Annotated in this window: 13 protein-coding genes and 1 pseudogene; 10 read left to right on the top strand and 4 right to left on the bottom strand. The window is 68.6% G+C overall.

Annotation, left to right across the window (positions count from 1 at the left end):
* Positions 1-3 precede the first annotated feature (3 nt).
* Complete coding sequence (brxD, locus tag ACH4TG_RS33680; protein WP_398246440.1) at positions 4-1,353, top strand: BREX system ATP-binding protein BrxD; 1,350 nt, start codon at positions 4-6, stop codon at positions 1,351-1,353.
* 29 nt (positions 1,354-1,382) lie between these two features.
* Positions 1,383-3,539, top strand: coding sequence for a DEAD/DEAH box helicase (locus ACH4TG_RS33675; protein WP_398246439.1), 2,157 nt, complete (start codon positions 1,383-1,385; stop codon positions 3,537-3,539).
* A gap of 171 nt (positions 3,540-3,710) precedes the next feature.
* Here the strand turns inward: ACH4TG_RS33675 and ACH4TG_RS33670 are convergent, their stop codons facing one another.
* The 4 genes from ACH4TG_RS33670 to yhhA are packed head-to-tail and all read right to left on the bottom strand — an operon-like array spanning position 3,711 to position 6,485.
* Entirely contained in the window at positions 3,711-4,502 is a 792-nt protein-coding gene (locus ACH4TG_RS33670; protein ID WP_398246438.1) for an aKG-HExxH-type peptide beta-hydroxylase, read from the bottom strand.
* Positions 4,503-4,518: 16 nt separating this feature from the next.
* Positions 4,519-5,157, bottom strand: a complete 639-nt coding sequence (yhhC, locus tag ACH4TG_RS33665; protein ID WP_398246437.1) for a cyclophane-containing peptide 2OG-Fe(II) oxygenase YhhC — start codon at positions 5,155-5,157, stop codon at positions 4,519-4,521.
* Entirely contained in the window at positions 5,154-6,311 is a 1,158-nt protein-coding gene (gene yhhB / locus ACH4TG_RS33660; RefSeq protein ID WP_398246436.1) for a cyclophane-forming radical SAM/SPASM peptide maturase YhhB, read from the bottom strand. Before yhhB ends, yhhC begins: the two co-directional genes overlap by 4 nt.
* Positions 6,312-6,320: 9 nt before the next feature.
* Positions 6,321-6,485: a YhhA family cyclophane-containing RiPP gene (yhhA, locus tag ACH4TG_RS33655; protein WP_398246435.1), complete on the bottom strand. Its 165-nt coding sequence runs from the start codon at positions 6,483-6,485 to the stop codon at positions 6,321-6,323.
* Positions 6,486-6,923: 438 nt separating this feature from the next.
* On the opposite strand from yhhA, the gene ACH4TG_RS33650 reads away from it, so the two are divergent.
* The 8 genes and pseudogenes from ACH4TG_RS33650 (at position 6,924) to ACH4TG_RS33615 (ending at position 14,760) form a co-directional block, all read left to right on the top strand.
* Positions 6,924-7,298 (top strand): NAD-dependent epimerase/dehydratase family protein, encoded by a 375-nt coding sequence (locus ACH4TG_RS33650; RefSeq protein ID WP_398246434.1) that lies wholly within the window; start codon positions 6,924-6,926, stop codon positions 7,296-7,298.
* Between the two features lie 1,084 nt (positions 7,299-8,382).
* Positions 8,383-8,766: an ATP-binding protein gene (locus tag ACH4TG_RS33645; RefSeq protein ID WP_398246433.1), complete on the top strand. Its 384-nt coding sequence runs from the start codon at positions 8,383-8,385 to the stop codon at positions 8,764-8,766.
* Positions 8,767-9,046: 280 nt separating this feature from the next.
* Complete coding sequence (locus ACH4TG_RS33640) at positions 9,047-9,277, top strand: hypothetical protein (protein ID WP_398246432.1); 231 nt, start codon at positions 9,047-9,049, stop codon at positions 9,275-9,277.
* Positions 9,278-9,443: 166 nt separating this feature from the next.
* Positions 9,444-9,620, top strand: coding sequence for an FxLD family lanthipeptide (locus ACH4TG_RS33635; protein WP_398246431.1), 177 nt, complete (start codon positions 9,444-9,446; stop codon positions 9,618-9,620).
* A gap of 70 nt (positions 9,621-9,690) precedes the next feature.
* Positions 9,691-12,351 carry a lantibiotic dehydratase gene (locus ACH4TG_RS33630; RefSeq protein WP_398246430.1) on the top strand — a complete coding sequence of 887 codons (2,661 nt, stop codon included), beginning with the start codon at positions 9,691-9,693 and terminating at the stop codon, positions 12,349-12,351.
* Complete coding sequence (locus ACH4TG_RS33625; RefSeq protein WP_398246429.1) at positions 12,267-12,716, top strand: helix-turn-helix domain-containing protein; 450 nt, start codon at positions 12,267-12,269, stop codon at positions 12,714-12,716. Before ACH4TG_RS33630 ends, ACH4TG_RS33625 begins: the two co-directional genes overlap by 85 nt.
* 163 nt (positions 12,717-12,879) lie before the next feature.
* Entirely contained in the window at positions 12,880-13,227 is a 348-nt protein-coding gene (locus ACH4TG_RS33620) for a helix-turn-helix domain-containing protein (protein WP_398246428.1), read from the top strand.
* A gap of 23 nt (positions 13,228-13,250) precedes the next feature.
* Positions 13,251-14,760 (top strand): annotated as a pseudogene (locus ACH4TG_RS33615) (tyrosine-type recombinase/integrase).
* Positions 14,761-14,846 lie beyond the last annotated feature (86 nt).

The raw sequence follows: 14,846 nt of genomic DNA, 5'->3' as shown, positions 1-14,846 counted from the left end.
AACGTGAGTGCCTCCGGTTCCAGCCGCCCTACTCAGGTCAGCGCCGCACGTCGCCGTACCGTCATCGACGCCCTGCGGCGCGGCGCCGTCCCTGAGAGCGGCCTCGACCTACTCGCTACCGGTCTCGACCGGTTCGAGTCCGCACTCGACGCCGAGCTGGACTCCGTGGCGTCCGGAGCGTCGGTATTCAAGGCTGTGCGGGGAGAGTACGGCTCCGGCAAGACCTTCTTCACCCGATGGCTGGGCGAGCGTGCCAAGCGCCGCAACTTCGCGGTAGCCGAGATTCAGATCTCGGAGACCGAGACGCCGCTGCACAAGGTCGAGACCGTCTACCGGCGCCTCACGGAGCGGCTCACCACGTCCAGCTTCCCGCCGAGCGCGCTGCGGCCGGTCGTGGATGCGTGGTTCTACGCGCTGGAGGAGGACGCCCTGGCGGCGGGCGCGACAGAGGACACCCTGCCGGCCGAGGTCGAAAAGCTCCTGCTGGCACGGCTCGCCGAAGTCTCCCGCCACGCGCCCTCCTTCGCCGCCGCGCTGCGCGGCTACCGGGCCGCACTAGCCGAAGGCGACGAAGCCACCGCGGCGGCGGTGCTGTCCTGGCTCGGCGGCCAGCCGCTCGTCGCTGCTGCCGCCCGCCGGGCAGCCGGAGTCCGCGGAGACCTGGACCACTTCGGGGCCCTCGGATTCCTCCAGGGACTGCTCACTGTCCTGCGCGACTCCGGGCACGCGGGCCTCTTCGTCGTGCTCGACGAGGTCGAGACTCTTCAGCGGGTGCGCTCCGACGCCCGCGACAAGGCGCTCAACGCGCTTCGACAGCTCATCGACGAGGTGCACTCCGGGCGCTTCCCCGGGCTCTACCTGGTGATCACCGGAACTCCGGCCTTCTACGACGGCCAGCAGGGCGTGCAGCGACTCGCACCTCTCGCGCAGCGCCTGGCCACTGACTTCACCACCGATCCGCGGTTCGACAATCCCCGCGCGGTGCAGGTCAGGCTCCCAGGTTTCACTCAGGAGTCGCTGGTCGGCCTCGGCGTCACCATCCGGGACCTGTTCGCGACGGGGGCACAATCACCGCAGCGCATCGGCGACGTCGTGGACGACTCCTATATCGCAGATCTGGCTCGGGCGGTCGGCGGGGCTCTCGGCGGGAAGGTCGGGGTGGCCCCCCGGCTGTTCCTGAAGAAACTCGTGGGGGATGTCCTCGACCGAGTTGACCAGTTCGACGACTTCGACCCTCGGCAGCATTACAAGCTGACGGTCGCCACGAATGAACTCACGGACGTCGAAAGGAACCTGGCGGCCTCGGTGGCTTCCGGAACGGCTTCGGCCGACGACGTCGAGCTGGAACTGTGAATCCGCCCGACGATGCAGGGCCCGAGGCCGTGGACCGCCTCGACCCGGTTGTGCTGCACCACATCGTCAACACACTCGGCTGGCCCGACCTGCGCCCGCTCCAACGTGCTGCGGTCGTACCGATCCTGGACGGCACGGACGCGGTGCTGCTGGCCCCGACTGCCGGAGGTAAGACGGAGGCCGCCGCGTTCCCGCTTCTGTCCGCGATGGCGGCCCAGGGGTGGTCCGGTACTTCGGTGCTTTACCTGTGCCCGCTCAAAGCGCTGCTCAACAACCTCGTTGCCCGCCTCGACTCCTACGCCCAGTGGCTGGGGCGCCGTGCGGCCCTGTGGCACGGCGACACCAAGGAGTCGCAGCGGCAGCGCATCCGCAGCGAGCCGCCGGATGTACTGCTCACCACGCCGGAGTCGCTCGAAGCGATGCTCATCGGGGTCAAGACCGATCATGCTCGCCTGCTGAGCGCCGTAAGGGCGGTTGTCGTCGACGAGGTACACGCTTTCGCCGGCGACGACCGCGGCTGGCACATGCTCGCGGTCCTGGAACGTCTGGAACGCGTGACGGGCCGACCTGTTCAGCGGATCGGACTGTCGGCGACGGTCGGCAACCCGGACCATCTACTGACGTGGTTGCAGGGCGCAGGCGCAGGCAAGCGCCCTGGCCTGGTCGTCGCTCCAGGTGTCGAGACCGGCCGTGTTCCCGCCGACCCCGCCGCGGCCGGCGCGCCGTACGACACTGCGGCGAAGCGGCCGCGACCGTCGGGCGACGTGGAACTCGACTATGTCGGGTCTCTGGACAACGCTGCAAAACTCATCTCAGCGCTGCACCCGGGCGAGAAGCGGCTGGTCTTCTGCGAGTCGCGCCGACAGGTCGAGGAGCTCGGAGCCTCCCTCAGAGCACGCGACGTGACGGTTTTCCTCTCCCACGCATCACTCTCGGTCGACGAACGAAAGCGATCCGAGCAGGCTTTCGCCGAAGCGCGCGACTGCGTCATCATCGCAACCTCAACGCTCGAACTGGGCATCGACGTCGGGGACCTGGACCGTGTCATCCAGATCGACTCGCCCGCCACCGTCGCGTCGTTTCTCCAGCGCATCGGACGCACAGGCCGACGAGCGGACACCGTCCGCAACTGCCTCTTCCTCACGACGCGCGAGGACAGCCTCCTGCAGGCCGCTGCGTTGCTCGTGCTCTGGGGACGCGGCTGGGTGGAGCCCGTGGTCCCGCCACCCGATCCAAGGCACCTGGTTGCGCAACAACTGCTCGCCGTCACCCTGCAAGAACACACGCTCGGCGACCACAGGTGGGACGTTCAGTGGAACGGCCTCGCGCCCTTCGACCGATCCGCTGCCCCGATTCTCCGGCACTTGGTCGATGAGGGCTTCCTCGACAATGACGGCGGGCTGCTGTTCGTCGGCCCCGAGGCCGAACGCCGCTTCGGCAAAAGACACTTCATCGAACTGACCGCGTCGTTCACCGCGCCACCGCAGTTCACCGTGCTCTCCGGACGCGCCGAGATCGGCCGCATGGACCCCAGCATCCTCACCGAGGAACGCCCAGGACCACGACGCCTCCTGCTGGGCGGACGCAGTTGGCAGGTCACCTTCATCGACTGGCTCCGCAAACGGGTCTTCGTCGAGCCAGCCGACAGCGGCGGCGTCGCCAAGTGGATGAACGGCGGCATCTCCGGGCTGTCGTACACGCTCACACGTGCCATGCGGGAGGTGCTGCTCGGCACGGATCCACCTGTTGCGCTGACCCGGCGCGCCGCGGCCAATCTGGCACAACAGCGTGAAATCGACGCACCTGGCACCGTCCACCCCGGCGGAACCCTGGTGACCCGGGTCGGCAACGACGTGCGCTGGTGGACGTGGGCCGGCTACCGGGCCAACGCCACCCTCGTCGCCAGCTTCGCCGCGGTCACCGACCCGGTCCAGCGGCCGACGGACGGCTGGGTACGCCTACGCGAAGACCTCACGCCGGCGATGTGGAGCGCCGCGCGCGACGGGACGTCAGCACGTCTGGTGCTTCCCGACGTGGACCACCGCGCCGTCCGCGGCCTCAAGTTCTCGGCCGCCTTGCCCGAACGTCTCGCAATCGCCACGGTCGCAGCGCGTCTCGCCGATTTCGAGGGCGCGCTTGCCACCCTGGCGGAGCCCGTGCGGCTTCAGCTCACGCAAACGACGTGATGGCGGGCCGCTGTCACCGGGTGAAGGCCGCGGGTGCAGGCTGGCTCCTGCCTGGCGGAGTTCTCTCCAAGGTCGATATGGCCTTCCGCTTCGTCGATATCAAATAATCCGCCCAGATTCGGCTCGCATCAGCCAGCGCAATAACCGGTAGTTGGTCTTCGATCGCTTTGCTCAAGCTGCAATGCTTAGAAGGCAACGACGCCACAAATCGATGCCGATTTGCGAGAGTCCTTCCGGCGGCTCCGGGAGCGTAGCGATCTCACGTTTGATCTCGCTGCTGCGTTTCCGACAGTACGGGCGCCACTCGCGGCGTACGTTAATCAGTATTCCGAGCGCCTGGTGGATGACAGCAAAGACGTAGAGGCCATGCAGGAGTCCGGTGACGGGCCGATCTTCATTCTTCCATGGAGAGTAGCCAGTTGAACGATCATCCATGGCCAGCGGCTCGATTGAGTCTACAAGAGTGAGTTGAAGGTGCATCGACTCATGGATGATAGACTCGGCTACCCTTAGCAAGGCATCCCGCTCGTCCTTTTCCGGAATCGAGACAAAGATCGAGAATGGCAGCCCGGGCGTGCTGTGGCTAACGTCATGATCCCGCATGGATCGAATCGGGTGAATCGCCTTCACGACTGAGCCGATACTCTCAGCCATGCTCGGGATACATGTAAGTACATCAGCCGCCGCTTGGATTCGCTCAGGGGTTTGCGGATCACGACTGGAAGGAAAGCGCAGACCCTCGAATTCCATCGCTGTCTCACTCGACAAATACTCAATCTTCGCAACGTGAGCCCCAAGCCGGATGTTACCGCCGTCGGGCGCGGGCGGCTTCGCGTTGCCAGCCAACCAACGTGACGTCCCATACGTTTCGACGAGACTTGGCTCGACTCGATTGCGTGATATGAACTCCGCTATTAGCTCGACCGTCAGGCCAGGCAACCAAAGCAGATTCTCCTCGCTCAAGCGCAGGCTGAGGGAGCTAGTCACGTCGAGCTCGGAGCGAGTAAATGACCGTGTATCGAGCTCCTCCATGCATTTCGGAAACCGCGTGAAATGAATCGGGCGAGATTTCAAACGCAAGTGCGCTCAGATGTTGAGGACGGAGCACACGGTGAACATCGGCGGGATCGCCAGAGCTGAAGAGCATCAGAAAGCCGCCATCGGTGTCAGCGAGGCCACGGTTCAGCTGGATGGTCAGTCGGTGCGTTTCTTCTCCGACGAGATAGTCATTGTGTATGGCGATCCGATGTCCACGTACGAGCTTGTGGCACACGACACTGACGTCCGGCTCGAATTCGCATCCGAACATACCTGTCATCGCGATGCCGACGGAATCGAGGACGTCGCGTCTGGTCAGGTAGGAAGCTGCCGGCGACGCACTATCCCAGCAACTGAACTCGTACTGCTCGTAGAAGTCGGTCCGCTTCGCGATCCACGGCGCGTCGCGCTCAAACCATTCGAGCAGGTGCTCGCCGATCCGCGGCGTGAGGCACTTAGTCAACGTCGCGTATCGAAACGGAGTTTCGGCCAGCTCGCGGCTACCCAAATCTGGCCGCGGCCAACCTGCGGTGCCGTTTGCCTGCAATGTGCCTTGTTCAGGCGGAGAGTTGGTTGTCACGGCGATCCCTCCTGGCGGTCATGTCCCTGGGCGGCGATGATGGCGAGACGGCCCCTGACAGCCGAGATCAGTCTAAGCTGGTCGCTGCAGAAGACGGTCGGGTTGGAGTAGCCGTTCTTGGTAGACCAACGATGCGCAGGCATTCCTCCGCCGCAGACCGTCAGCTCGGGACATGCTTCGCAGGTCGGAGACGTCGGATGCTGAAGGCTGAAGTAATCGTCGAATTCTGTGTCGGCGAGCTGGCCAAGGAGATCTCGGTTGACGATTGAGGGCTCAAACGAGAAGCGATCAGCGCCTGGGAAAGCCACTTTCAGCGTATCGTTGCGCGTGATACGTCCGTCGGTGTCGATGACAAGAATTCCGTACTCGTCTTGCCCGATACCTTCCTTGCGACCTTGGCCGCCAAGGATGAGACGGATGAGGTCATCGAGTACGCGTATTCGAGGCGGGGTCAAGTCGGCGAGATAGTGGTCGAGCAGGCGCACCATCCAGTCGCCGTATTCGGTCGAGTCCCTCTGGCTCTTCCCCGGAGGAAGGACGTCGTGATTTCCGTCCCGATAGAGGAAGTCAAATGACGGCGCCCCGGTGGCCTTCAGGAATTCATACACCTCAGCAGGCTCTGACGTTGGATCGACAACCGCGAGCAATCCGCTGAACAACCGATCGCGCGCCGAGTGTGCAACGAGTCGAGCAACGCCAGCCACCACGCGCTCGTGAGAACCGTCGCCGTGTCGATCCAGGCGATTTCGATCATGCAATTCAGCCGGACCATCAAGGCTGATCGAGATCCCCACGTCAAAGCGATCGAAAACGTCAATGAACTCGTTGGTTAACAGCACGCCGTTGGTCTGGACATGCAAACCCGCATCTGCGCGCAGGCTCGACTTGAGACCTCTGATGAAACGCTCTGTGGCACCGAGTCCAAGCAAGAGGGGCTCGCCCCCGTGCAGTACCACGCTCAGCGGATGCGACTGCGACTGACTGAGCGCGCCCAACTGATCAATGACAGCACCCATCACCGCATCTGTCATACGGCGAGGTTGACTCTTCCATCCCTCGTCACCGAGGTTGTAGACGTAGCAGTAGCTGCAGTCCAGGTTGCACCGACTAGCCGTCTTGACCAGTACGGTATCAATGTCCCGATTCAGGGCCAACCCCAACCTCTAGCGGTTGTGGCGGTTGTGGGTCCGGTTGTAATTACCGGACATTATCGGTTCACTCGTCCGGACCTCTTCAATCAGACGCCTCAGGGCGACACTTTCTATCTCCAGCGACGGGACTGAAGATGCTGCGAGGTCCAAAGCGTCGTCCGGCTCTACCCTTTCCATCAGGGATCCCCCTTCGAGTGACCAGCGTTTGATCTAGGTCCTTGCGACCCCCTCGACGGCGAGCGAGGCCGTGCAACCTACCGAGCTCTACGATCCGTATCTTCGATGATAGAGGCTAGGTCGCACTAGTCATGGGTGAACGACCAAGCTGCGTGCGGTGGGACGGATGTGACCCACCAGGCGCTGCCGGCGACCGCCGCGGGTGCTTCCCTGCTCCGGACATCTCCGCCGTTCAGGTGCGCCGGAGATGACGCAGCCCGGGACTTGCCTGGTCGCCCAGGCACGCTGTCATTTCGCCGCCACCACTTACACGCTCGGCCACTCCCGTTTCAGCCCGCGATCTCAGGCACAGGGCAGGGCTCCCCGTGCCACCATCGCGCACCCCGGAAGCCGTGGGGTGGTGGCGGCCTACAGCCTCCACCAGGGAGGATCGTCTCCATGAAGCTCCTGGTGCTGGGCGGCAGTTGGTTTCTCGGGCGGGAAGTCGTCGAGGAGGCGAAGCGGCGCGGATGGGACGTCACCACCTTCAACCGGGGCCGGTCTGCGCCGGATCCCGACGGTGTGACCGCCGTTCACGGAGACCGGTCCGATCCGGCGAGCCTGGCGTACCTGGCCGAGCTCGGCCCGTGGGACGCCGTCGTGGGCACCTCCGCCTCGGAGATGCCGCCGAAGGTGGTCCTGGAGGGCACGCAGGCGCTGGCAGGGGCCACCGGACGGTACGTGTACGTGTCGACGGTGTCGGTGTACCAGGGCTGGCAAGGCCTTGACCGAGTCGTCTCCGGTGCTGCCGTGCCCGGCCGACGCCGGCCCTGAGTACGGGGCGATGCCGCCCGGCGCCGACGGCCCGAACACGCACTACGGCACGCAGAAGGCCGGGGCGGAGAACCCCGTCCTGGAGGTGTTCAAGGATCGCTCGGTGGTGCTGCGGCCGGGCGTCATCCTCGGCCAGGGGAGTATGTGGGGCGGCTGCCGTGGTGGCTGCGGCGCGCGGAGGCCGGCGGCCGGATCCTGGTGCCGGGCGATCCTGCCCGCACCATCCAGCCCGTGGACGTCCGTGACGTCGCACGGTTCGCCGTCGACCAGGCCGAAGCGCCGACCGGCCGGACGTACAACGTGACTGCTCCCGTGGGCCGCGAGACGATGGGCGGTTTCCTCGGCGCGTGCCTGGAGGTCACCGGCAGTGGGGGCGAACTGGTGTGGGCGCCCGACGCGTTCCTCGTCGACCAGGGCGTGCGGCAGTGGACGGAGCTGCCGCTATGGCGCACTCACGCGGGCGTCTGGCGGATCGATGCCTCCGGCGCCTACGCGGCGGGGCTGACGTGCCGTCCGCTCGTGGAGACGGTGTCGGACACCTGGGCGTGGCTCCGGGCTGACGGGCGGCCGGTTGACCACCCGCGTTGGGCCGAGCACGGCATGGCTCCCGAGCGGGAGGCCCGCGTTTTGGCTGTGCTCGGTAACGGGCTCAGCAGAGGCCGCTCACCCTTCCAGGGCCGGCCGGTTGTCCGGGCCCAGTGCGCGCTGCGCCGAGGCCCGGTGGAAGTCCTCCAGGCGTTCGCCCAGCGCCGCTGCTCTGTCGCCGAGCCCTGGAACTGCCGGGCGGTCAAGGCGTGGCGGACACTGGCGGTGCGCTCCAGCAGCCCGTGGACGCGCTGTTGTGCGGGGATGGTCCACACCCGGTGCAGGGCATCTTCGGCCCCGTCGAGATCGCCGCTCAGCAGGCGGGCCGCGGCGTGGTTGGCTGCGGCACCGCCGAGCACGGGCGGGGACTGCTGGGCGGCGGGGCGGCGCTCGATGAGCTGCAGGGCCCGTTGTGCTGCGGCCTCGGCGTTGGGACCGTCGCCCAGGAGCAGGTACGTCGAGCCGTTGGACATCGCCAGCCGCTCGTCGGACGTGGAGCATGTGGTTCACCCCGCGTCCGAAGGCCGTGCGCATCGCACGCCACCAGGTGAGCCGGGCTCTGACCGGCTGGGGCGTACCCGAAGACGCGGTGGACACCGCGGTGTTGATCACCAGCGAGCTGCTGACGAACGCGATCCGGCACTGCCACTACGACGACCCCGCGCACATGGTGTTTGTGTGCATCACCGACGAGGGCCCCGAACTGCTGCTGGAGGTCTCCGACCCCAGCCGCGAGCGCCCCCGGGCCGGGACCGCGGCGAGCGACGCGGAGAGCGGGCGCGGCCTGATGCTGGTGCGGGCGGCAGCGGCCGACTTCGGCACCCGCGACCGTGAGCCGACCGGCAAGACCGTGTGGGCGACCGTCGGAAAGAGCCGCCCATGACGACAGGAACCGCTACCGCCTGGAGTGCACGCCACGCACCTCCACGCCTGGAGTACCGCGGCAACCACACCGCGTTCGAGCGCGACGGATACCGGCGCCGCTACTGGTTAGCCAGCTGCACAGCGCGCACGCCGGAGGCGGCACAGGAGTGGATCCGCCGACGTGTGTGGGAGACCGCTGTGCAGCTCGACGGCCCCGCGGAGAGGACAGCCAGGGCCTGGCTGGATGACCCTCCCGGGCGCAGCAGTCTGCGTACTACCGACTGCGAGACGGCCGGCCGGTGACCCTCCTCCTCAGTGACGACCAGGCCAGGTACGAGGTGTTCGTGCAGGGCCTGCCCGTTGCCGAGGGGGGATACCGCGCGCCAGCGCGGCCCATCCACCAAGTCCCGCACGGCAGGCACACCCACGGCCGCAAGAAGTCCGGCATCCGGCGTCGCTTGGCCAGCCGACTGGCCATCCCCACCCTCATCCTCGCTGGGGCGTTCGCGGTCCTGCTCACACCCCGCTGAGACCACAGACTGCCGCCCCGGCGCGCCGGATGCCGTGAGCCCGGCGCGTCAGGGCGGCGCAAGGCCCCGGCCCGAGACAAGCAGCCAGCACCTCCCCGTTGCGGGCATGGCACCTCGGGCCGGGCAGCACCATTCCCTTCCACACGAGTCCACACGAGGAGTTGGCATGAGCCCCAACATCACGCACATCACCAGTGCGGCCCCGACGGCCGCCCTGGCCGCGCCGGACACCTTCGACCTGGACGTGTCCCTGGTCGAGGTCGGCGACACCGCCGGGCTGGTCAACCTGACCGACGACGGCTGCGGCTCCAGCTGCGGGGCCTGCGTCACCAACGCGGCCTGACCCAAGGCGCGCACCCCAGGCCGGTGCCCTGCCCAAGGGCACCGGCCGCCGGCTGAAACAGGAGGATCGGATGGCTTCGAGCACCGCGTTCCGTGCCGGCCGCACCGCGCTCGTACGCGCGGTGGCGCGCCCGGACCTTGCCCTGCCCCCGTGCCCGGACCTCGATGACACTTCACCCCAGGGTGCGGAAGACCGCCTCGCGTGGCTGCGCGACACCTGGTCCCGGACGGACATCGCCGAGGCCCTGTCGCACGCCAGCCCTGCCCTGGCCTCCCAGGTGGAAGCCCTGTGCGCCGCCACCTCGCCGCCCGCTCGTGACGCGCGCCGCGCAGTCTCCTCCGTCGCCCGCTACGCGTTACGTGCCGAACAGCGGGCCACCCCGTTCGGCCTCTTCGCAGGCGTGACCACCGCAACTCTCGGGACCAAGGCAGCCGCCCGCTGGGGTACCGGCCACACCGCCATCGGCCGGGCCAGCGCGAAGTGGCTGGCGAGGGTGATCGAGCAGCTGGAGTCCGCGCCCGAGCTGGTCGACCGCCTGCAGGTGGTGCTCAACAACACAGCTGCCCGGCGCGGTGACCGCCTGGTGGTGCCCTACCGCTCGGACGTCGACGGCACGCGCCAGCGAGCAGTCGAGGCGTCCCTGGCTCTGACCGGGCCGGTGCAGTTGGTGGTGGAGGCGGCCAGGGAGCCGATCGGCGCCGGGCTGCTGGCCGAGAAGCTGGCCGCCGAGTTCCCGGCCGCCGACGTCGCGCGGGCCCAGCGCCTGGTGGGGGAGTTGATCCGCAACGAGGTACTGATCACGAACCTGCGCGCGCCGAGCACCGAGACGGACGCGCTGGCCTACCTGCTGGGGCAGTTGGAGGCGATCGGTGCCGCCCACGTCAGCAGTCACCTGCAGGCCGTGCACCGGGCCTTGGGCGACTGCGGCGCCGCGGACGGCCGGGAACGCGCTACGGCCCGGATGCGCGGCCTGGTGCCGAACCTGCGCCGCCACCCGCTGGCCCTGGACCTGCGCCTGGACGCCGACGTGGAGCTGCCCGAAGGCGTGGTTCGAGAGATCGAGCGTGCCGCCGGCGTCCTGGCCCGGGTCAGCGCCCTGCCGTACGGCACGGAGGCGTGGAAGGCGTACCAGCGCCGCTTCTACGAGCGGTACGGCATCGGCACGATGGTGCCGCTGGCCGAAGTCGTCGCCGACAGCGGCACCGGCTTACCCGACGGGTACCCGGGCGAGCCTGGCGTTCGCCGGTCCCGCCTGAACGAGCGGCACGACACGCTGCTGCGGCTGGCCCAGGCCGCCGTCCTCGATGGCCGCGACGAGATCGTGCTCACCGACGATGTGATCGCAGCCCTCGACCTGGGCCCGGACACGCCCCGCGTCCCGCCGCACATCGAGATCGGCCTCCGCGTACACGCGACCAGCACCGAGGAGTTGGCCCGGGGACGGTTCCGCCTGGAGGTGGCCAGCGTCTCCCGTGGTGTGGGCGTCACCACCGGCCGGTTCCTGCCCGTCCTCGCACCAGACGACCGCGAGCGACTGACGGCAGAGCTGGCAGACCTGCCGACCGCCGACCCACGCACCGTGGCAGCCCAGCTCTCGTTCCCGCCGCTGCTGGCCTCCAGCGCCCACGTCACCCGTACCCCGCGGGTCCTGCCCATCCTGATCAGCGTCGGGGAGCACCGCCCCACCACCGCCGGCGTGCTCGGCCCCGACGACCTGGCCGTTGCCTGCGACGGCCGCCGCATGTATCTGGCCGCGCCCCGGCACGGACTGCGCATCGAGCCGGCCGGGATGCACGCACTGAACCTGCAGGAGCACACCCCGCCGCTGGTGCGGTTCCTGACCGAACTGTCCCGCGCGCAGTGCGCGCAGGTCATCGCCTTCGATTGGGGTGCCGCCAGCGCGCTGCCGTTCCTGCCGCGGGTCCGCTACGGGCGCACGATCCTCGCGCCAGCCCGGTGGCGGCTGGACGCTGCAGAACTGCCCGGCCACGACGACACCGACTGGACAGACACCCTGCAGCAGTGGCGGGACCGGCGCCGCATGCCGGCCCGCGTCGAGCTCATCGAGGACGACCGCCGCCTGCTCCTCGACCTCGACCGCGGTGCGCACCGCCGTCTGCTGCGCTTGCACCTTGAGCACACCGGATCTCACGTGCTGGCCGAAGCACCGGCCGCCGACGCCTACGGGTGGTGCGGGGGCCGGGCACACGAGGTCGTCGTGCCGCTCAAAGCAACCCGCCCGCCGGCATGGCCGCTCCTGCCGACGCCGACGCCCGCCCGCGCCCTGTCCACCGAGCAGACCCAGACCCCGGGCGTCTCCACTCTGCTACTGGCCACCCTGTACGGCGACCGTCGCCGCCAGGACGAGCTGCTGGCCCGGCACATCCCGGACCTGCTGAAACGCCTCGACGGCCCGCCGTGGTGGTTCGTCCGCTTCCGCGACCCCGACCACCACCTGCGCCTGCGGATCGCCCTGCCCGACCCCGCAGCGTTCGCCGAGACCGCGCGGACCGTGGCGGCGTGGGCGGACGAGCTGCGCGCCGCGCGGCTGCTGTCCGACGTGCGGTTCCCCACCTCCTTCCGGGAGATGGGCCGCTGGGGCTCCGGGCCGGCGTCAACCAGCTCGCCAGCGAGGAGAACATCGCGGTGCGCATCAAGCTCGAACGGGACTCCCGCGGTTGGAGCACCAACGCCCTGTCTGACCGCCTCAACGCCGCCGGCTACGAGATGAACCCCTCCGCGGTCTGGCGGATCGAGAACGGCCAGCGCCGGGTCACTGTCGATGACGCCCTCGGCTTCGCCGAGGTCTTCGGCATCTCCCTGGCCAACCTCGTCGGCCCCCCGAGGCTCGCCGCCCATGCCCGCGCGATGGAGCTGGTCGAGGACATCAGACGCGCCTACCGCGCCTCCCACATGGCCAACCTTGCCGCCGCCCAGGCCCGCGACGCTCTCGACGCCTACCTCGACGAACACCCCGACGTCCGCGAAGAAGCCGAAGCCGCCGCGTCCGTCGCCGTCGCCGAAGAACTCACCGGCCTGCCCCAGCCCGACCAACTGCGCAACCGCCCCAGCCCCAACCAGAAGGACACCGAATAGCCCCGCCTCGAAGCCCCCGCACCGCACCGCCCATCCCTGAGCACCACACCGGCGAGCCCACGGAGTTGCCGCTCCCCACGCCGCCAGAAGTGGACACCCCGTGCGTCACCCCACCATGCCCGCGACCTCCCTGCCCGCGCCCGCGCGGAGGGAGCGACCGCCCATGCCTGAACGCCCCCACCGTGAGGCCACGGTGCCCCGGCTCTACCGACCCGAGGAGATAGCCGACGTCCTCGGCTGTTCCGCCTGGTGGGTCCAGGACCGCGCCCGCCGACGCCTCATCCCCTTCACACGGGTCGGCCGCGCGTACCGCTTCACCGCAGAGCACCTCGCCGAGATCATCCGCCTCAACGAGGAGCGCCCGACACCGATGCCGACGCCCGACGTGGCCGCTCAGAGGCCGGTTCCCCGGGCACCCGTGTCCAGGGCTGCCCATCCCGCCCAGGTAGAACGCCTTCGCGCGCGTCCTCCCCGTCGGCTACGCCGCGACCAGTTCGATACGGCCGCGTAGAGCGACACTGGAGAGGAGGAACCATGGGTTTCGCGGAGAAGCGGGGAAGCTACTGGCGCGGCCGGTTCAAGACCGCATCAGGCAAGCACGGCGCCGTCGTCGACGCGGCAGGTGCGGTGGTCAAGTTCCCGACCAAGCGGGAGGCGAAGCGTGCAGCGGACGAGGCCGAGTTCGCGTTTCGGCGCGGCAAGTGGCGAGATCCGGGACTCGGCCAGGAGACGTTCGGCGAGTATGCCAGCCGGTGGTACGCCGCCCAGGACCTTGCCGCATCGACCATGCAGAACTACCGGCGCCACATCGAGGAGCACCTGCTCCCCGACTTCGAGGACAAGGCACTCGGCGGCATCCTGCGGACCGACGTCGCGCTGTGGGAGAAGAAGGAGAAAGCGCAGTACGCCGCCACCAGCGTGAAGACTTGGCGGGCGGTGCTCCACCTCATCCTGGCCGACGCCGTCGACGAAGGCCTCATCGAGGCCAACCCGGCCACGACACGGCGCGGGCGGGGCAAGCGCGCCGGCCGCTCCCCTAACCGCGGACCGGAGAAGATCATCACCGATCCGCTCGGCGCCCTGCTCATCGCCGAGCGAGCCGCCCTCCTGTCCGGACGAGACGACGAGTTCGTCGCCGTGATCCTCATGGCCTTCACCGGCATGCGCTGGGGCGAAGTCGTCGGCTTGGAGACCGGCTTCGTACGCCCCGGCGCCATACGCGTCGAGTGGCAGCTGTACAGGCTCGACGACGGTGAAATGGTGCGCTGCCGGCCCAAGGACGACAGCTACCGCACCATCGACCTGCCGCCCTGGCTGACGGCCCTGCTGGCCGACCGCATCGCCCAGACCAAGCCGACCCCGTGCTCCTGCCACGGCAAGACGTACGTCTTCCGAGGCCAGCGGGCGGCAACGACCGGAGGCCACGATGGCGCGAAGCTCGTCGACGTCGCCCGGCGGGCCGGTACGTCCGCCGGCACTGTCTCCAACGTCCTCAACACCCCGACCGGGTCACCGAGGCCACCCGTACCCGCGTGGAGAAGGCCATCGCCGACCTTGGCTTCGTACGTGGCGGCACCATCGTCGGGCACACCCCGCACTGGCGCCGCAGCAGCTTCGCCACGTGGCTGTTCGCCCCGGCCGTCTCGGGACGGTATCCGGCGAGCGGCGGATCCCGACCTGTGCCGCTCGTCGGCGAGCCGTTGCCCGGCATCCCGGTGCGGGGACGCAACTCCCAGGGGCGCGCGCCGATGCTTGCTGGGCGCCGGTCGCCAAGGGGCTCACCCCGCACGGCCTGCGGCACACCCACCGGACGGTGATGGAGGACCTGGGCACGGAGAAGGTCCTCATGGACGACCGCATGGGCCAGTTCGACGGCTCGGTCTCGGCGCGGTACGCCCACGTCACGCCGGCCATGCGTCAGCGGCTGATGGCCGGCCTCACCGCGCAGTGGGAGGCCGCGCTCGACGCCCGGCTGAGCATGCATCCCACCTCACCGGTGGACACGCTCGATCGGTTGCTGCGTGCACGGGAGGGGAGCCGGTAGGAACAAGTCGCTGGGCACGGCCGGTGCCACCGAAGGACGTAGATTCGGTGGCACCCGGTCTGGTCGGGGTTCCGTGAAGCCGCCGT

It is taken from the genome of Streptomyces sp. NPDC020917 (genome assembly GCF_044333795.1).
Taxonomy (GTDB): Bacteria; Actinomycetota; Actinomycetes; order Streptomycetales; family Streptomycetaceae; genus Actinacidiphila.
Note: the sequence above shows the minus strand (reverse complement) of the source record. Positions and strands in the feature narration are given on the sequence as shown.

Excerpts from the sequence above, each read along its gene's own strand:
- ACH4TG_RS33650 (WP_398246434.1), top strand. The coding sequence starts at position 6,924 with ATGAAGCTCCTGGTGCTGGGCGGCAGTTGGTTTCTCGGGCGGGAAGTC.
- ACH4TG_RS33645 (WP_398246433.1), top strand. The coding sequence starts at position 8,383 with ATGTGGTTCACCCCGCGTCCGAAGGCCGTGCGCATCGCACGCCACCAG.
- ACH4TG_RS33635 (WP_398246431.1), top strand. The coding sequence starts at position 9,444 with ATGAGCCCCAACATCACGCACATCACCAGTGCGGCCCCGACGGCCGCC.
- yhhA (WP_398246435.1), bottom strand. The coding sequence starts at position 6,485 with ATGGAAAGGGTAGAGCCGGACGACGCTTTGGACCTCGCAGCATCTTCA.
- ACH4TG_RS33620 (WP_398246428.1), top strand. The coding sequence starts at position 12,880 with ATGCCTGAACGCCCCCACCGTGAGGCCACGGTGCCCCGGCTCTACCGA.
- ACH4TG_RS33630 (WP_398246430.1), top strand. The coding sequence starts at position 9,691 with ATGGCTTCGAGCACCGCGTTCCGTGCCGGCCGCACCGCGCTCGTACGC.